The following is a 17,468-nucleotide window of genomic DNA, read 5'->3' as shown; positions in this document are numbered from 1 at the left end:
CCGCCGGGTGTCGTCGGCGGGGTGCACTCTTTTTTGGTGCGACAGGAAATCACCGCGGCTGCATGCCGCTGGCGGTGCTTGGGTGACTCGGGTGTTATCAGGCGTCAGGCGGCTTGTGAACCGATGAAGTTCTTGCCGCGCGCACCCTGCATCGCGAGCTGGATGATGGCTTCGGCGTCCTTGGCCGAGACGCCGTAATCGGCAAACTCGGTCTTCACCCCGAGGCTGTGCAGGAACTCGCGCAGTTGCTGTTGGGCTTTGCCCAGGTCCGCGCCGAATACCCGTTGCAAGGTACGGTCGCGCGTGGCGTCGTGGCCCCAGGCCAAACCCAAAACCAGCGGTAAGGTGAAGGAGCAGGCGATGCCGTGGGGCAACCCGTGGCGCAAGGTCATCTCATAGGAAATCGAATGCGCCAGCGCGGTTTTGGTGTTGGAAAATGCCAGCCCGGCCTTGAGTGCGGCGAGGGCCATGCGCGTGCGCAACTCTTGGCTCGACAGATCTTTGTGCAAACGCGGCAGGCATTCGAGAATGTCTTCAATCGCGGAAATGGCAAAGGTGTCTGAGACCGGGTTGGCGTTGACGTTCCAGATCGCTTCCAGCGCATGGGACAGGGCATCGAGCCCGGTGGAAACGGTGACGCCGGCCGGTACGGTGAGCATCAGTTGCGGGTCGATGATCGCCACCCTTGGCCAGGTGCAGTCCAGGTGCAGCGAATATTTCTTTTGGCTGGCGCTGTCCCAGATCGTCGCCCACGGGGTGACTTCGCTGCCGGTGCCGGCGGTGGTCGGTGCGGCGATCAGTTGTTTGCACCGGGCTGGCGTGAAGGGCTTGCCGCTCGACAGCAGGCTCAACAGTTCATCGAAACGGCCGGATTCGGTGCCGACGATCAACGCCTTGGCGGTATCGATGGCGCTGCCGCCGCCCACGGCGAGGACCACGTCACAATCAGCGGCGTGTTGCCAGAAGTGCTCGTAAGTGCTGCGCAGATGGGCGACGTCGGGGTTGGGCTGGACGTTTTCGAAAACGTAGATCAGGCGTTCGCCGAGCAAGCTTTGCAAACGGTCCACCAAGCCCAGCCCTCGGGCTTCAGGGAAGGTTACGAGCGCGACGCGCTGCTGCTCGGTGATGGCGGCAAGGTCTTGCAGGCTGCCCCAGCCGAAACGGGTATCGACGGGGTTCTGGAAGCGGGCAGTCATGGTCAATCCTTCTTGTTGTTGTCGTGTGGCCACATAGTCGAGGGCGACCGACAACGGCACAAATCGATAAATCGCAGGTTTGAATCGGCTGAGCCGATAGCAGCTTTACGCTAGTGCGCCGAACCGCTCTGGATCGCCGCGCGCAGGCGGCTGGAGATGGCGTCGGCGACTATCACCATGAAGGTGATGACGATGATGCAGGTCGCGGTTTCCTGATATTTGAACAGCTTGAGACTGCTCACCAGCTCGAACCCCAAACCGCCGGCACCGACCATGCCCAGCACCGTGGCCGAGCGCAGGTTGACCTCGAAGCGGTACAGGATCACGGCAATCCACGCGGTGATGACCTGTGGCAGCACACCAAACACGATCACCTGTAGCGGCCGAGCTCCGGTCGCTTGCAGCGCTTCAATCGGGCCTTGGTCGATCTCTTCGATGCTCTCGGCGAAGAATTTGCCAAGCATGCCCAGGCCATGCAGCGCCAGCGCCAATACGCCGGGGAAGGGGCCGAGTCCAACCGCCGAGACGAAGATCAGCGCGAGGATCAGTTCGTTGATGCTGCGGGTGAAATTCAGTGCCTGGCGGGTGGCGTGAAACACCCAGCGGTTGCGGCTCAAATTGCGCGCGGCGAGAAACGACAGTGGAATCGCCAGTAAGACGCCAAGCAGGGTTCCCCAAATGGCGATCTGCAAGGTTTCCACCGCAGGCGCGATCAGACGCGGCAGGATGCTCAGGTCCGGCGGAAAGGTGCGCGAGAGAAAGTCGCCGATCTGCGGCAACCCCGCCGCCAGTTCACCGAGGCTGAGCTGCGCGCCTTGTGCGCTCCAGTTCAGCGTCCACAGCACGATCAGGACGACGGCGCCGGTGGTCAGCCAACTGCGCGGGCCACGGGGCCGGTCGCCGACCCACTGATAGTTTTGCGATTGCATGCTCAGGCCCTCGATGCAGTGCAGTAGGACAGGGTGGGCGTGGGCACGTCAGCAGGGGATTGCGCCGATTGCCCCGGATAGATTCGCGCCAGATCGGCGTCGGTCATGCTCGAGGCTTTGCCATCGAACACCAGGCTGCCATTGGCCAAGCCGACCACGCGGTCGCCAAACTCACGGGCGTATTCGACCTGATGCAGATTGCACAGCACAGTGATGCCCAGTTCGCGGGTGGCATCGCGCAAGTACTGCAACACCAGGCGAGCGGTTTTCGGGTCGAGACTGGCAATCGGTTCATCGGCCAGAATCACCTGCGGTCGTTGCGCCAAGGCGCGGGCGATGCCGACGCGCTGTTTTTGTCCGTCAGACAACGAATCGGTGCGCTCGCCAGCCTTGTGCGCCAGTTCGACGCGCTCCAGACATTGCATGGCCAGCGCCACATCGTCACGGCGGAACAGTTGCAGAATCGAGGCGAGGGTACCGACGGAACCGAGGCGACCGGTCAGCACGTTCTTCAGCACACTCAGGCGCGGCACGACGTTGTGGTGCTGAAAAATCATCGCCACTTCACGGCGCAGAACGCTGGTGTCAGGGCAGGCGAGGGCGTCGATGCCGGCCACGTTCAGCGTGCCGCTGTCGGCCTGCGCCAAGCGATTGATACAACGCAGCAAGGTCGATTTACCAGCGCCGGACTGACCGAGCACCACGACGAACTCGCCGGCCGCGACCTCCAGGTTGATGCCACGCAACACCGGGTTGCTGCCGTAGTGTTTGGTCAGTTGGCGGATGCTGATCATTTCATGCTCCGCAAATCGAGATCGAGCACCTTGGCGGTTTCGCGCACCACGTCATACGACGCGTCGGTGGTGGGCTGGAAGCCGTTGAGCAGGCCCTGATCGCCCCACGGCACGTCCTTGATCGAGGCCAGTGCATCGGCGACTTTCTTTTTCAGTTCCGGATCGAGCGCCTTGCGCCAGACCATCGGCGACTCAGGAATCGGCTTGGAACTCCAAACTATTTCGAAGTCATCCTGCTTCACCACACCTTTGGCCACGGCGCTGGCGAAGATGCGGTCGGCGACAGCGGCGGCGTCGACCTTTTTGTTCTCGACCGCAAGGATGCTGGCATCGTGGGAACCGGAGAAAATCACCCGTTTGAATAGGCTGTCCGGAGCAAAACCGGCCTGCTCAAGGCCAGCCTTGGGAAACAGATGCCCGGACGCTGAGCTCGGGTCGACGAATGCGAACGTATGGCCCTTGAGGTCGGCCAGCGAATGAATGCCGCTGTCCTTGCGTGCCAGAATCACGCTTTTGTACGCGCTCTGCCCGGTCTTCTTGGTCACCGCCACCGAGAATGCCTCGACATCCGCCACCGAGGTCGCCAGCACGTAGGAGAACGGCCCGAGGTAGGCGACATCGAGCTTGCCCGAACGCAGCGCTTCGATGATGCCGTTGTAGTCGGTAGCCACGAACGGCACCACCGGCATGCCGATTTTGGCTTGCAGATCGTCGAGCACCTGTTTGCTCGATTCGATCATCGCCTGGGAATCTTCCGAGGGGATCAAGCCAATGGTCAATTTGTCCTTGGCCCAGACCTGGCTGGCGCCGAGGGCAATGACGGTGAGGCTGGCGACACGCAGAAACTGTTTGATTGTTTTCATGGCATTCCACGGTGTGGTTGGGAGTTGCCACAGGCTAGGTCTGTCACGTGACAGTCATTCAATCAATTCAATATGGGAAACAGCAGCTAACTATTGATGGAGTCTATGGATGTCCAGCGCCAAACTGCGGGCCTTTCTCGCCGTTGCCCGTCACGGCAGTTTCAGTGCCGGTGCGCGGGCGACAGGGCTCAGCCAACCAACACTGACCACGCAAGTACAAGCCTTGGAACGCCAGCACAATGTTGAGCTGTTCCATCGGCGCGGGCGGCGGATCGAGCTTTCCGATGTCGGGCGGCAGTTGCTGCCGATCGCGCAACGGATTGCCTTGCTGGAACTGGAAGCGCACAACCTGCTGCGCGACTCTGGACGGCTCGACAGCGGCCAGCTCAAGGTTGGTGCGGTGGGGCCGTTTCATGTGATCGAAATGGTCGACAGCTATTTGCAACAGCATCCGAATATCGATGTGTCGATCCGCGTCGGCAACTCGGCACAGGTGCTGTCGGATCTGGAAAACTATGTGACCGACATCGCCGTGCTGGCCGGGCGTCAAGATGATCCGGCGTTGTGTTCGGTGCGTTATGCGCGGCACGCGATCATCTTGTTCGCCCACCATGAACATCCACTGGCCAATCGTGGCAGCGTGCGGCTGGAGGAACTGGAAGGGCAGCGGCTGCTGCAACGCGAACCCGGTTCGACCACGCGGCTGGTGCTGGAACAGGCGCTGAATGCGGCGCAGGTGAAACCGAGGATCGCCATGGAAATTGGCAGTCGTGAGGCGCTACGTGAGGCGGTGGTGCGTGGGCTGGGGTTGGGGGTGGTGTCAGAAGCGGAGTTCATTGCCGACCCGAACATCCGCACCATCAGAATCGAGGGCGAGGAGCTGTTCACCGAGACTTATCTGTACTGCCTGGCGGAGCGGCGTTCCAGTCGGCTCATCTCATCGTTTTTCGACGCGGCGCTGGGTTGATTTGCAATTTCGCGTGAGGCTTGGCTAATATACGATCCATATACACATCGTATCGGATTCATATATGGGCATCGTAAAGATTTCAGAGGACATGCACGAGAACCTGCGTATCTCCAGCAACGCCCTCAGCCGCTCGATCAACGCGCAGGCTGAGCACTGGATGCGCATCGGCATGCTCGCCGAACTGCACCCCAACCTCGACCACAGCGCCATTTGCCGCTTGCTGATCCGCGCCGAACAGAACGGCGGGCTGGATCTGCAACAACTGACTCAGGAAGCCGTCAGCGCATGAGAAACCAGATCAAGATCAACACCCCGGCCGACATCGCGCAATCGCGTGCTGCCGGCAAACTCGCCGCTGAAGTGCTGGCCATGCTGGTGCCGCATGTGAAGGCCGGCGTCACCACCGATCAGCTCGATCAGCTGTGCAACGACTACATCGTCAATGTGCAGAAAGCGGTGCCGGCCAACGTCGGTTATCACGGCTTTCCGAAAACCGTCTGCGCCTCGGTCAACGACGTGGTGTGCCATGGCATCCCATCGGGCACGCCGTTGAAGGATGGCGATATCGTCAACCTCGACATCGCGGTGATCAAGGACGGTTGGTTCGGCGACACCAGTCGCATGTACGTGGTCGGTGAGGCGACGCCTGAAGCGCAGCACCTGATCAAGACCACCTACGAGGCGATGTGCGCGGGTATTCGTGTGGTGAAACCGGGCGCCACGCTGGGCGATATCGGCCATGCGATCCAGAGCCTGGCGGAGAAAGAAGGCTTCAGCGTGGTGCGCGAGTACTGCGGGCACGGGATTGGCAAGGTCTATCACGATGAGCCGCAGATCCTGCATTACGGCTTTCCGAATCAGGGCATGAAGCTCAAGGCCGGGATGATTTTTACCGTGGAGCCGATGCTCAATGCCGGCAAGCGTCATGTGAAGAATATGCCGGATGGCTGGACCGTGCTGACCAAGGACGGCTCGTTGTCGGCGCAGTGGGAGCATATGGTGGCGGTGACGGAGACGGGGTTTGAGATCTTGACCGCGTGGCCAGATGAGATTGAAGGCTACCGCGCTATTGTCTGATACCGCGTCGACTGTTTCCCTCACCCTAGCCCTCTCCCAGAGGGAGAGGGGACTGACCGGGTTGTTTTGGCGTTATACATCGACTTGAAAGTCCTGAGTCGACCTCAGGTCCTGAAAAGCCCCCGATCTGCTCCCTTTCCCCCTCGCCCCCCTTGGGGGAGAGGGCTGGGGTGAGGGGGGTAGATCCCACAGACAACACGCTGTCAGTGAGCGCCGGCAGCCTTGTTCAGATCGCTCTCGGTCCATTCGGTATACACGCAAGCATCGGCGGTCGCCCAGCGCACCTGCACTGGATCCCCGGCCTTGAGCGGCATGCCGGCGGCGGACAAAGCCTTCACCGTCATCGAAGTCCCGCCCGAAGTGACCACGCTGCAAGTCTGGCTCTCACCGAGGAACAGCACTTCTACAACCTTCGCTGACACCTCATTCCAGCCCGAAGGCAGCGGTTCGCTGATCGCTTGCGCCGCGCTCAACGCCAAGGCTTTTTCCGGCCGCACCATCAGCAAAACATCTTGATCGGTGTGCAACCCGGCGGTCAGGCGAATCGACAATGACTGTCCTTCAAACGAAGCCGCCGCATTGCCCTGCGCCTTGAGCTTGAGGAAGTTCGAGTTGCCCAGGAACGACGCCACAAACGCATTCGGCGGATTCTGATAAAGGTCATAACCGCTGCCCAATCCAACAATCTTGCCGTGACTGAAAATCGCAATGCGCTGCGACAAACGCATGGCTTCTTCCTGGTCGTGGGTCACGTAAACAATGGTGATGCCCAGGCGACGATGCAGTTGGCGCAGTTCATCCTGCAGATCTTCACGCAGCTTTTTATCCAGCGCACCGAGCGGTTCATCCATCAGCAGGATGCGTGGTTCGTAAACTAGCGCCCGGGCAATGGCGACACGTTGCTGCTGGCCGCCAGACAGTTGCGAAGGGCGGCGATGCGCGAACTGTTCCAACTGCACCAGTTTCAGCATTGCATCGACACGCTTGTCGCGCTCGGCGGCGGCCAGTTTGCGGATCGCCAAAGGAAACGCGATGTTGTCGCGCACCGACAAATGCGGGAACAGCGAATAACGCTGGAACACCATGCCGATGTCACGCTTGTGCGGCGGCACATTCACCAGCGACTGGCCGTTGACGAGGATCTCGCCACTGCTCGGCGTTTCAAACCCGGCGAGCATCGACAGCGTGGTGCTTTTGCCCGAGCCGCTGGAGCCGAGGAAGGTCAGGAACTCGCCGTCCTTGATGTCCAGCGAGATGTTGTCGACGGCGGCAAAGTCACCGTAGTGCTTGTTCAGATTGCGCAGGCTGACCAGGGGTTTGTCATTCTGCTGGGAAGCGTCTTTGATCACGGCACTCATGTCGTACTCCTGGGCGCTCAGGCGCTGATTTCGTTGCGCCGGCGCAATGCGGCGGCGATCACCATGACTAGAACAGACAAGCCGATCAGCAGCGTCGAAGCGACGGCGATCACTGGCGTCAGGTCTTGGCGCAGGGTGGTCCACATTTTTACGGGAAGGGTTTGCAGGGTCGGGCTGGCCATCATCACGCTGAGCACCACTTCGTCCCACGACACGAGGAAGGCGAAGAGGGCGCCGGCGACCATGCCCGGACGAATCGCCGGGAATGTCACTTTGAACACCGCTTGCAGGCGTGAAGCACCGCAAATCACCGCCGCGTCTTCAATCGACTGATCGAACAGTTTCAGTGAGTTGATGATCGAGATGATGGTAAACGGCAGCGCGACGATCACATGGCTGACGACGAACGCGAACATTGTCCCGGTGTAACCGAGCTTGAGGAACAGTGCGTACACCGCCACGGCGATGATCACCAGTGGCACGATCATCGGCAGGGTGAACAGGCCGTAGAGCATTTCCCGGCCGGGAAAACGCCCGCGCACCAGCGCAAACGCGGTCGGCAAACCGAGGGCTACGGCGCAGATCGTGGTCAGCACGGCAACCTTGAGGCTGGCCGCTGCGGCGTTCATCCAGTCGGGGTTGGAGAAGAACTGGCCGTACCATTTCAGCGTCCAGCCCGGTGGCGGAAACACCAGCCATTGCGAGGAACCGAACGACAGCAGCACGATGAAGACGATCGGCAACAGCAGGAACAGACCGATCAGCCCGGTGGTGGCGTAGAGGCCGAAGCGCATGCGCCGGCTCATCGCATTGGGGGTCAGGAGCATGTCGGCTTACCTCGCGTTACTGGCGCCAACCGGGGATTCCGGCTGAAGCTTCAGGTAGAAGTAGAACAGCACCAAAGTGATCGCGATCAGCAACGCAGCGCCGGCACTGGCCAGGCCCCAGTTGAGGAACGATTGCACCTGCTGAATGATGAACTCCGGCAGCATCATGTTCTGCGCCCCGCCGAGCAGTGCCGGGGTGACGTAGTAACCGAGCGACATGACGAACACCATCAAGCCACCGGAGGCCAGACCCGGCCGGCACAGCGGCAGGAACACCCGGAAGAAGTTGCTCCACGGACTCGCACCGCAAATCGAACCGGCCTGCAGAATCATCGGGTCGATGGCCTGCATGGTTGCCTGCAACGGCAGCACGATGAAGGGAATCATGATGTAGCTCATGCCGATCACCACGCCGGTGAGGTTGTGCACCATCTCCAGCGGCTGATCGATGATGCCCATCGCCATCAGAGCCTTGTTGATCACGCCGGACGCTTGCAGCAGCACCAGCCACGAATACGTGCGGGCGAGCAGGCTGGTCCACATCGACAGCAGCACGATGTTGAGAATCCAGCGACCCCAGCCGCGCGGCACCAGGGTGATCGCCCAGGCCAGCGGAAAGCCCAGCAACAGGCTGAACAGCGTTACCAGCCCGGCCACCGAGAAGGTGTTGAGCAGCACTCGGGCATACGCCGAGTTGGCGAACAGTTGTTCATAGTTGCCAAGGCCTGGCGTCGGTTCAAGCACGCCGCGCAACAGCAGACCAATCAACGGCGCGAGGAAAAACAGGCCGATGAACAGCAGCGCTGGGGCGAGGTTGCCGGCGCCGCGCCAGCGTTGTCTGAGGGACGGGGCTTGCTGCATCGCAACCGCCTGTGTTCCGTGGGCCGAACCGGCAGCGCCGGTGGCGCCCCCGGTGGCAGTGGAGGGACGGGGCGCGGTGGCCGCCATTTTCATTTGACCAGCCATTCGTTCCACCGTGTCGCGATGGCCTGGCCGTTTTTGGCCCAGTACGCGAAATCTAGAGTGATCTGATCCTTAGCGTAGGCAGTCGGCAGGTTGGGGGCCAGCGTCGAATCCAGACGCTCCACACTGTCGAGGTTGACCGGGGCGTAGGCGGTCAGGTTGGAGAAGTCGGCCTGGCCCTTGGCGCTGCTGGCGGCGGCCAGAAACTTCATCGCCGCGTCCTTGTTTTTCGAGCCTTTTGGAATCACCAGAATGTCGGCCATGACCAGGTTCTGTTTCCAGCTCACACCGACCGGTGCGCCGTCTTCTTGCAGGGCGTGAATGCGACCGTTCCAGAACTGGCCCATGCTCGCTTCACCGGAGGCCAGCAGTTGCTGCGACTGCGCGCCGCCGCCCCACCAGACGATGTCTTTCTTGATGGTGTCGAGTTTTTTGAAGGCGCGATCCAGATCCAGCGGGTAGAGCTTGTCGGCCGCCACGCCGTCGGCCAGCAGCGCCAGTTCGAGCACGCCAGGGCTTGGCCATTTGTACAGGGCGCGTTTGCCCGGGTAGGTTTTGGTGTCGAACAGGGCGCTCCAATCCTGCGGCTTGTTGGCGCCGAGTTTGCCCTCGTTGTAGCCGAGGACGAAGGAGAAGAAGAACGAGCCGACGCCGTAATCGCTGACGAAACGCGGGTCGATCTTGTCGCGCTGGATCACTTTGAAATCGAGGGGTTCGAGCAGGCCTTCAGCGGCGGCGCGCAGGGCGAAATCGGCTTCGACATCGACCACGTCCCACTGCACATTGCCGCTCTCGACCATGGCTTTGAGTTTGCCGTAGTCAGTCGGGCCATCCTGCACGACGGTGATGCCGCTGGCCTTGCTGAACGGATCGGCCCAGGCCTGTTTCTGCGCATCCTGGGTGCTTCCGCCCCAGCTGACGAAGTTCACGCTCTCGGCAGCCATTGCAGCCTGGCCGGTAACGCTGAGCAGTCCCGCAAAAAAGATCGCGGTTGCAGCTTTGTTCAACACCATTTTTACGCCCTCATTGTTGTGTTTTTGAGCGGGCTTGCGTTGTTGCCCGCCTGTCGGGAGCAGTAGATGGACGTTCGTTGGAATGTCCGGTCTATGGAATATCATATTATGGTATTCCAAACTTTGTGCAAGCACTTTGCCTTACCGGTTATCTGTTGATTATGGTTTTTTGGATGTGCTCGGCATGAGATGCAGGGCGCACTTCAGATCCAGCCCCTCACCCCAGCCCTCTCCCTTCGGGAGAGGGGGCCGATTGGAGGCTGTTCAAAACCTGAGTTCGGCTCGGTATCTCAGGTCGGCGTATAGCGACTAAACACCTCGGTCAGCTCCCTCTCCCTACGGGAGAGGGAGCCGATTGGAGGTTGTTCAAAATCTGAGTTCGACTCGGTATCTCAGGTCGGCGTATAGCGACTAAACACCTCGGTCGGCTCCCTCTCCCTCGGGGAGAGGGCTGGGGTGAGGGCAGCTTCACTCGGTAAACGGAATACTCTCAACCACTTCCAGGTCATACCCGGTCAGGCCAGCGTATTTCAAAGGAGGGCCCAGGTGACGCAGCTTGCCAACCCCAAGGTTCTGCAAAATCTGCGCCCCGGTCCCGACCTCCGAATAAATCCGCGATTGCGAACGACTGAACTGCCTCGGCGGCTGGGTCAACTGCGGCACCCGCTCCAGCAGCGCCTGCGACGACTCATGATTGGCCAGCACCACCACAACCCCATGCCCCTCAGCAGCGACCCGTTGCAACGCCGCCCAAAGCGTCCAGTTCGTCGGCCCGCTATATTCCGCGCCAACCAGATCCCGCAGTGGATCGATCACATGCACGCGCACCAGCGTCGGCTCTTCACGGCGCAGATCGCCCATGACCATCGCCATGTGCACGCCGCCCTCGATGCGATCCTCAAAAGTGATCAAGCGGAACGTGCCATGCACCGTCGGCAGCTCCCGTTCGCCGATGCGTTCAATGGTGTGTTCGGTACTCAGGCGATAGTGGATCAGGTCGGCGATGGTGCCGATCTTGATCCCGTGCTTGCGCGCAAACACTTCCAGATCCGGGCGACGGGCCATGGTGCCGTCGTCGTTCATCACCTCGACGATCACCGAGGCCGGCGTAAAACCGGCCAGACGCGCCAGGTCACAACCGGCCTCGGTGTGGCCGGCGCGGGTCAGCACGCCACCTTCCTTGGCGCGCAGCGGAAAGATATGGCCCGGCTGCACCAAGTCTTCAGCGCGGGCATTCGGCGCGACGGCGGCGGCCACGGTGCAAGCGCGATCTGCTGCGGAGATGCCGGTGGTCACGCCCACCGCTGCTTCAATCGATACGGTAAACGCGGTGCTGAACACGCTGCCATTGGCCGGGACCATTTGCTCCAGGCCCAAACGCTGGCAATGTTCGTCGGTCAGGGTCAGGCAGATCAGACCGCGCGCTTCGCGGGCCATGAAGCTGATCGCCTCGGGCGTGCAACGGTCGGCGGCCAGCAGCAGGTCGCCTTCGTTTTCGCGGTCTTCGTCATCGACCAGCAAGACCATTTTGCCGAGACGATAATCTTCGATGATTTCTTCGATGCTGTTGAAGGCCATGCTGGACTCTCAGGGTTCGTTGGAAATATATTGGTATACCATAATACAAAATCAACAAAGAGGTCACTATGAAGGCGTACTGGATTGCTCACGTGGATATAGCCGATGCCGATCATTACAGCCAATACACCCAGCGTGCGCCGGCAGCGTTCGCTGCGTTTGGCGCGAAGTTTCTGGCCAGAGGCGGGCGCAGCGAGGCGATGGAAGGCCGCCAGACGCCACAACGCAGCGTGGTGATCGAGTTCGAGAGCTATGAGAAGGCTGTGGCGTGCTACCACTCAGCGGCGTATCAGGAAGCGAAACGTTATCGCGAGGAATGGGCGAAGGCGGAAATTATCATCGTTGAAGGCATCGCCCCACTCTGAAGCCTAGGGTATTGATCGTTCCCACGCGGAGCGTGGGAACGATCAGAACGACCGCTTTCGCGAGCAGGCTCGCTCCCACAGGGGGATAGGCAATCTTCAGCGGATGAAGTGAATCTTGCCGCTATCGTCATTGCCCATGTAGATCCCATACACCCCAGCCTGGCGTTCTTCGATATAGCGCTCGAGAATCTGCCGGATCGCCGGGTAATAGATCTGTTCCCACGGAATCTCTTCCGGCGCGAAGAACTTGTAATCCATGGTCTCCGGCCCGTACTGCCCGGTGATCTCCAGTGCGATCGCACGGAAGATGATGTACACCTCGCTGATCTTCGGCACGCTGAAAATCGAGTACGGCGAGACGATTTCCGCGCGCACACCGCTTTCTTCCCAGACTTCGCGGATGGCCGCTTGCTCGGTGGTCTCGCCGCTCTCCATGAACCCGGCGGGCAGCGTCCAGGTGCCCGGGCGCGGTGGGATCGCGCGTTGGCACAAGAGGTATTTGCCGTCCTGCTCGATGATGCAGCCGGCAATGATCTTCGGATTGACGTAGTGGATGTAGCCGCAGCCGCGGCACATCAGGCGCTCGTGCGTATCGCCCGGCGGCACCTGCTGACCGAGGTCAGGGCCACCGCATTTCGGGCAATAGCTCGGGCTGAACATATCAGTGACCTATACGGGGTTCTTTCAGCGCGATGGGCAGGGTGATGTTCGGCGTGGCGCCGGTCTCTTCCTGTTTGCGCTTGAGGTAATCGAGCGCCACCGCAGCAGCGGCGCGAACGTGATCGACGCAGGCCTGATGCGCCGCCAGTGGATCGCCGCTCTTGATCGCCTCGACCATTTTTTCCATTTCGTGGTTACTCGCGCCGCGACGGTTTTCCTGAGACACCGAGGTCGCGCGCAGGTAGCTGATGCGCGCCTGCAACTGGCGCAGTTGAGTCGCCGCCACATGGTTGCCCGAACCTTCGAGCAGCACGTCGTAGAAACCCTGCACCGAGTCGATCACCTGCTGCAACTCGCCGTCCTTCAACGCCTTGCGGTTGTCGTCGAGGGCTTTTTCCAGGGCTTTGATGTCCTTGGCTTTAGCGCGCAGGGTGAACAACTGCACGATCAGGCCTTCAAGTACGCAGCGCAGCTCATAGATGTCGACCGCATCGGCGAGGGTGATGATCGCCACGCGCGGGCCTTTGGCATCGGCGAACTCGACCAGACCTTCGGATTCCAGGTGACGCAGGGCTTCACGCACCGACGTACGGCTTACACCGAGGCGATCGCACAGATCGCGCTCGACCAGACGATCGCCTGGCATGAGCTGGAAATTCATGATCGCGCTACGCAGTTTATCCAGCACGATTTCGCGCAGGGTAACGGGGTTGCGATTGACCTTGAAGCTGTCGTCGAGTGGCTGGCGTTTCATGGGGTCCGCTCTTTAAGTTGGCTGTCCATGCCAGACGGGCATCTAAACAGCCGAGGGGTTAACTGAGGCTTCGGCGTCGGCTTCGGCAAAGGCTTCACGGGCCAGCCGGAAACTGTCCACGGCTGCCGGAACGCCGCAATAAATGCCGACCTGAAGCAGAATTTCGCGTATTTGCTCACGACTCAGGCCGTTACGCAAGGCGCCACGCACATGCAGCTTGAGTTCATGTGGACGGTTAAGCGCCGAGATCATCGCCAGGTTGATCATGCTGCGCTCCTTGAGCGACAAACCTTCGCGACCCCAGACATGGCCCCAGCAGTATTCGGTGACCATTTCCTGCAGCGGGCGGGTGAAGTCGTCGGCGTTGTCGATCGAACGCTGAACGTAGGCTTCGCCGAGCACCTGAGTGCGGATCTTCAGGCCCTTCTCATACTTTTCGTTACTCATCATTCCTCCTGTGACCACGATCCCTTGTAGGAGTGAGCCTGCTCGCGATAGCGGTGGATCAGTCGACATCAATGTTGAATGTCAGTCCGCTATCGCGAGCAGGCTCACTCCTACAGGGGGATTTGTGTGAATCCGTCAGGCCAGAGTCGGCAACGGCCCGAGCTTGCCCTTGTGGTAAATCATCGGCGTCACCGGTTGCGCGGGCAGGATCAGATTCTTCACCGCGCCAACGATAATCGCGTGATCACCACCGTCGTACTCACGCCACAACTCGCACTCGATGATCGCCGTCGCTTTGGCCAGAATCGGGTTACCGAGTTCGCTCAAATGCCACGCGATGTCCTTGGCCTTGTCCTTGCCTTTACCGGCAAAAGCATAGGCCTCAGCCGTCTGGTCAGCCGACAGCAAATGGATCGCAAATTTCTTGCTGTCACGCAACACCGGGTAAGTGTCGGAAGCATAGTTGGGACAGAACAACACCAGCGCCGGGTCAATCGACAGCGCGCTAAAAGCGCTGGCGGTGATGCCGACGATCCCACCCTCAGGGTCGAGGGTGGTGACCACCGTGACGCCGGACGGGAACGAGCTCATGACGTCTTTGTAAATGCCGGGTTCGATCATTTCGCAAGACTCCTAGCGCATCACAAACGGATCAGGCATCGGTGCCTGGGAGAGGTTGATCCACACCGTTTTCAGTTCGGTGTAGGCCAGCACCGAATCGATGCCGCTTTCGCGTCCATAGCCACTGTTCTTGAAGCCGCCGATCGGCGCCATCGCTGACACCGCGCGGTAAGTGTTGACCCAGATAATCCCGGAGCGAACATCGCGAGCGAGGCGATGGGCCCGGCCGAGATCGCGGGTCCAGATGCCGGCGGCGAGGCCGAACTGCGAGTCGTTGGCGATCGCCAGTGCTTCGGCTTCATCTTTAAAGCGGATCACCGACGCCACCGGGCCGAAGACTTCTTCCTGCATGATCTTCATCGAATTGCGGTCGCATTCGAACAGCGTCGGCTCGTAGAACCAGCCTTCGCCGAGATCGGTCGGACGCTTGCCGCCAGTGCGCAAACGCGCGCCTTCAGCGATGGCGTCGGCGACCAGACCTTCGACCACCGCCAATTGCTGCGCGGTGGCCATCGGGCCCATTTCACTGTGGTCTTCCTGCGGGTTGCCGATGCGAATGCGCTGGGCGCGTTCGACCAGTCGGCTGACGAATTCGTCGTAGATCTCGTCCTGCACCAACAGCCGCGAACCCGACACGCAGCTCTGCCCGGAGGCCGCGTAGATCCCGGCGATCGCGCCGTTGATCGCGCTGTCCAGATCGGCGTCGGCGAAGATGATGTTCGGCGACTTGCCGCCCAGTTCCAGCGACAGCTTGGCGAAGTTCTCGGCGCTGCTGCGCACCACATGCCGCGCTGTCGCCGCGCCGCCGGTGAAGGCAATCTTGCGGATCAGCGGATGGCGGGTGAGGGCGGCGCCAGTGCTCGGGCCGTAACCGGTGACGACGTTGACCACGCCCGGCGGAATGCCGGCTTCGAGGGCCAGTCGCGCCAGTTCAAGAATGGTTGCGGACGCGTGCTCGGAAGGCTTGATCACAATCGTGTTGCCAGCGGCGAGGGCCGGGGCGAGTTTGATTGCGGTCAGGTACAGCGGGCTGTTCCACGGAATGATCGCGGCGACCACGCCCATTGCTTCGTGCACGGTGTAGGCGAACAGGTCGGGCTTATCCAGCGGCAGCGTGCCGCCTTCGAGCTTGTCGGCCAGGCCGGCGGTGTAGTGGAAAAACTCCGGCAGATAGCTGACCTGGCCACGGGTTTCGCGGATCAGTTTGCCGTTGTCGCGGCTTTCCAGTTGCGCCAGTTGTTCTTTATTTTCGGCGATCAAGTCGCCGAGACGGCGCAGCAATTTGCCGCGTGCGGTGGCAGTCAGGCCGCGCCATGCCGGGCTGTCGAAAGCGGTCTGTGCCGATTGCACGGCGCGTTCGACGTCCGCCTCATCAGCGTCGGGCAACTCCGCCCAGGCTTGCGCCGTGGCCGGGTTGAGGCTTTCGAAGGTCTTGCCGGAGAGGGCGTCGACCCATTCTCCGCCGATGCACATCTGGAAGCGTGCGAGTGTCATGCAACGATCCCCTTTATATGGTTTTGTCGGGAGTGTGCGAATTCGAGAAATTCCAGCAGCGTCTGGTTGACCAAGCGCGGCGACTCTACCGGCATCATATGCCGTTGCTCAGGCAGCACGGCAACCTTCGCACCGGGGATGCGTCGGGCCAGTTGCTCGGCCATTTCCGGGGTCGAACCCGGATCGAGTTCGCCAGTGGCAATCAGCGTCGGCGCCTGAATGCTGCCCAGGTCGTCGGCGCGGTACATGTCTTGGGTAGCGAACAATTCATAAGTGGTCAGGTAACCCTGCGGATCATTACCGGCCAGGGTCTGGCGGATCGCAGCGATCTGCGCCGGGTTGGCCGCCTGATACTCGCGGCTGAACCAGCGCGACAACGCCGCTTCGGCATTGGCGTCCGGGCCATGTTCGGCGGCTTGCGCGGTACGGGCGATGACGCCAGCACGCTGTTCTTCGCTGCGGTTGAACACGCTGTTCAACACCACCAGGCTTTGCAGGCGCTCCGGGTAATGCAGGGCAAAGGCCCGCGCGACCAGACCGCCCATGGAGAAACCGATCACCGCTGCCTGCGGCAGATTGAGGTGATCGAGCAGCTCCAGCAACTGATCGGCGTAACCGAGCAGGTTGGTGCCGCTGGCTGGTCGCGGGCTGGCGCCATGGCCGAGCATGTCGTAGGCGATCACTTGGTACTGGCTGGACAGACCGACGATCTGCCCGCCCCACATTTCTTTGTTCAGGCCCACGCCGTGGATCAAAACCACGGGCTGGCCTTGGCCGGTCGCCAGGTAACTGGTGCCAGCCGGGGTGAGTTCAGCGGTGAGCCGAATCATGGAGCGCTCCTGCAATGCCTTTTTATTGTGATTACTGGGCTTTTTCGGCGGCCAGTTCTTCCAGATCGATGTAGCGATTACCAATGCGCGGGTGCAGACGGCCACCGTCAGCGCAACCCAGCACGACAACGATTTCGTCGGCACGCGGTGCGTCTTCGATCTGCATTTCCAGAGTGATGTAGTGCGAACGCTGACCTTCGTCGTCCTTGTGCATCATCGGGATCTGGATCGAAGTGCCCGGGCCGCCGCGCTTGTTGGTGAAGCTCAGGTAGCTCTTGGCGTTGACCGCTTCGCGGTAGTGATTGCCGAAGCGCAGGGTGTGGATCACGGCGGAGGCGTGCTCGATCTCGCCGTCAGCGCCGACCACAGCGGCTTTGCCGTAGGCCTCGATTTTTTCCGCACCGCCGATGATGCCGACCAGACGTTCAACCATCAGCGCGCCGAGGTCGGAGCAGTTGGCACGGATCTGCGGCTTGAGGTCTTCGACGAAACCGTTGCCCACCCAAGGGTTTTTCATCACCACGGCGAGACCAACCATGGTCACCGGCTTGTCAGTGGCTTTGCCGCCTTCGATAAAGGTTTCTTCGACATAGCTGACGATCTTGCGAATTTCGAAACTCATGAGCTGCTCCGTTGGGGGATTAAGAGTGTCTGTGCGTCTGATGGTATACCATAATACCGATCGTGCAAGTCCCTCCGGTAACTTTTGCCGCATCACCCCGGCGAATG

At 60.8% G+C, this 17,468-nt stretch carries 20 protein-coding genes; 4 read left to right on the top strand and 16 right to left on the bottom strand.

The window, feature by feature from the left end; translation table 11 throughout:
* Positions 1 to 104: 104 nt before the first annotated feature.
* From psrA to phnD, 4 genes are all read right to left on the bottom strand, one after another.
* On the bottom strand, positions 105 to 1,196 hold the full coding sequence (gene psrA / locus AC0ZWN_RS01820) for an iron-containing alcohol dehydrogenase PsrA (protein WP_476333837.1): 1,092 nt from the start codon (positions 1,194 to 1,196) through the stop codon (positions 105 to 107).
* Positions 1,197 to 1,306: 110 nt separating this feature from the next.
* Positions 1,307 to 2,125: a phosphonate ABC transporter, permease protein PhnE gene (gene phnE / locus AC0ZWN_RS01815; RefSeq protein WP_476333836.1), complete on the bottom strand. Its 819-nt coding sequence runs from the start codon at positions 2,123 to 2,125 to the stop codon at positions 1,307 to 1,309.
* 2 nt (positions 2,126 to 2,127) lie between these two features.
* Entirely contained in the window at positions 2,128 to 2,919 is a 792-nt protein-coding gene (gene phnC / locus AC0ZWN_RS01810; protein ID WP_476333834.1) for a phosphonate ABC transporter ATP-binding protein, read from the bottom strand.
* A complete protein-coding gene (gene phnD, locus AC0ZWN_RS01805) occupies positions 2,916 to 3,782 on the bottom strand; it encodes a phosphonate ABC transporter substrate-binding protein (protein ID WP_095050089.1) in 867 nt (288 codons plus the stop codon). Before phnD ends, phnC begins: the two co-directional genes overlap by 4 nt.
* 109 nt (positions 3,783 to 3,891) lie before the next feature.
* Between phnD and AC0ZWN_RS01800 the strand changes: the two genes are divergently transcribed.
* The 3 genes from AC0ZWN_RS01800 (at position 3,892) to map (ending at position 5,829) form a co-directional block, all read left to right on the top strand.
* Positions 3,892 to 4,749, top strand: coding sequence for a LysR substrate-binding domain-containing protein (locus AC0ZWN_RS01800; RefSeq protein WP_095050090.1), 858 nt, complete (start codon positions 3,892 to 3,894; stop codon positions 4,747 to 4,749).
* A 64-nt stretch (positions 4,750 to 4,813) separates the two neighbouring features.
* Positions 4,814 to 5,041 carry a ParD-like family protein gene (locus tag AC0ZWN_RS01795; RefSeq protein ID WP_007918027.1) on the top strand — a complete coding sequence of 76 codons (228 nt, stop codon included), beginning with the start codon at positions 4,814 to 4,816 and terminating at the stop codon, positions 5,039 to 5,041.
* Entirely contained in the window at positions 5,038 to 5,829 is a 792-nt protein-coding gene (gene map / locus AC0ZWN_RS01790; RefSeq protein WP_093437755.1) for a type I methionyl aminopeptidase, read from the top strand. Before AC0ZWN_RS01795 ends, map begins: the two co-directional genes overlap by 4 nt.
* A gap of 203 nt (positions 5,830 to 6,032) precedes the next feature.
* On the opposite strand, the gene AC0ZWN_RS01785 is transcribed toward map, so the two are convergent.
* The 5 genes from AC0ZWN_RS01785 to ribBA all read right to left on the bottom strand — a co-directional run bounded on the left by AC0ZWN_RS01785 (position 6,033) and on the right by ribBA (position 11,568).
* Complete coding sequence (locus tag AC0ZWN_RS01785) at positions 6,033 to 7,187, bottom strand: ABC transporter ATP-binding protein (protein WP_257358289.1); 1,155 nt, start codon at positions 7,185 to 7,187, stop codon at positions 6,033 to 6,035.
* A gap of 17 nt (positions 7,188 to 7,204) precedes the next feature.
* Entirely contained in the window at positions 7,205 to 8,014 is an 810-nt protein-coding gene (locus tag AC0ZWN_RS01780; protein ID WP_007918021.1) for an ABC transporter permease, read from the bottom strand.
* 6 nt (positions 8,015 to 8,020) lie between these two features.
* Entirely contained in the window at positions 8,021 to 8,968 is a 948-nt protein-coding gene (locus tag AC0ZWN_RS01775) for an ABC transporter permease (protein WP_476333921.1), read from the bottom strand.
* Complete coding sequence (locus tag AC0ZWN_RS01770) at positions 8,965 to 9,990, bottom strand: ABC transporter substrate-binding protein (RefSeq protein ID WP_127926899.1); 1,026 nt, start codon at positions 9,988 to 9,990, stop codon at positions 8,965 to 8,967. Before AC0ZWN_RS01770 ends, AC0ZWN_RS01775 begins: the two co-directional genes overlap by 4 nt.
* A gap of 468 nt (positions 9,991 to 10,458) precedes the next feature.
* Positions 10,459 to 11,568, bottom strand: a complete 1,110-nt coding sequence (gene ribBA / locus AC0ZWN_RS01765; RefSeq protein WP_095050094.1) for a bifunctional 3,4-dihydroxy-2-butanone-4-phosphate synthase/GTP cyclohydrolase II — start codon at positions 11,566 to 11,568, stop codon at positions 10,459 to 10,461.
* Between the two features lie 68 nt (positions 11,569 to 11,636).
* Here ribBA and AC0ZWN_RS01760 point away from each other — a divergent pair, with 68 nt between their 5' ends.
* Positions 11,637 to 11,933 (top strand): DUF1330 domain-containing protein, encoded by a 297-nt coding sequence (locus AC0ZWN_RS01760; protein ID WP_476333832.1) that lies wholly within the window; start codon positions 11,637 to 11,639, stop codon positions 11,931 to 11,933.
* Between the two features lie 96 nt (positions 11,934 to 12,029).
* On the opposite strand, the gene AC0ZWN_RS01755 is transcribed toward AC0ZWN_RS01760, so the two are convergent.
* The 7 genes from AC0ZWN_RS01755 to AC0ZWN_RS01725 form a co-directional block, all read right to left on the bottom strand.
* On the bottom strand, positions 12,030 to 12,593 hold the full coding sequence (locus AC0ZWN_RS01755; protein ID WP_186624250.1) for an NUDIX hydrolase: 564 nt from the start codon (positions 12,591 to 12,593) through the stop codon (positions 12,030 to 12,032).
* A 1-nt stretch (position 12,594) separates the two neighbouring features.
* Positions 12,595 to 13,347, bottom strand: a complete 753-nt coding sequence (locus tag AC0ZWN_RS01750) for a GntR family transcriptional regulator (protein WP_116256671.1) — start codon at positions 13,345 to 13,347, stop codon at positions 12,595 to 12,597.
* Between the two features lie 42 nt (positions 13,348 to 13,389).
* A complete protein-coding gene (locus AC0ZWN_RS01745) occupies positions 13,390 to 13,794 on the bottom strand; it encodes a carboxymuconolactone decarboxylase family protein (protein ID WP_016984498.1) in 405 nt (134 codons plus the stop codon).
* Between the two features lie 135 nt (positions 13,795 to 13,929).
* Positions 13,930 to 14,415, bottom strand: coding sequence for a flavin reductase family protein (locus tag AC0ZWN_RS01740; protein ID WP_476333830.1), 486 nt, complete (start codon positions 14,413 to 14,415; stop codon positions 13,930 to 13,932).
* A gap of 12 nt (positions 14,416 to 14,427) precedes the next feature.
* A complete protein-coding gene (locus AC0ZWN_RS01735) occupies positions 14,428 to 15,909 on the bottom strand; it encodes an aldehyde dehydrogenase (protein WP_095050099.1) in 1,482 nt (493 codons plus the stop codon).
* Entirely contained in the window at positions 15,906 to 16,739 is an 834-nt protein-coding gene (locus AC0ZWN_RS01730; protein ID WP_476333829.1) for an alpha/beta fold hydrolase, read from the bottom strand. The genes AC0ZWN_RS01735 and AC0ZWN_RS01730 overlap by 4 nt, the downstream gene beginning before the upstream one ends.
* 31 nt (positions 16,740 to 16,770) lie before the next feature.
* Entirely contained in the window at positions 16,771 to 17,361 is a 591-nt protein-coding gene (locus tag AC0ZWN_RS01725; protein ID WP_007917992.1) for an amino acid synthesis family protein, read from the bottom strand.
* Positions 17,362 to 17,468 lie beyond the last annotated feature (107 nt).

It is taken from the genome of Pseudomonas sp. 3B-A001-10F (assembly GCF_056313565.1).
The sequence above is the reverse complement of the archived record's forward strand: the minus strand, read 5'-3'. Positions and strand labels throughout refer to the sequence as shown.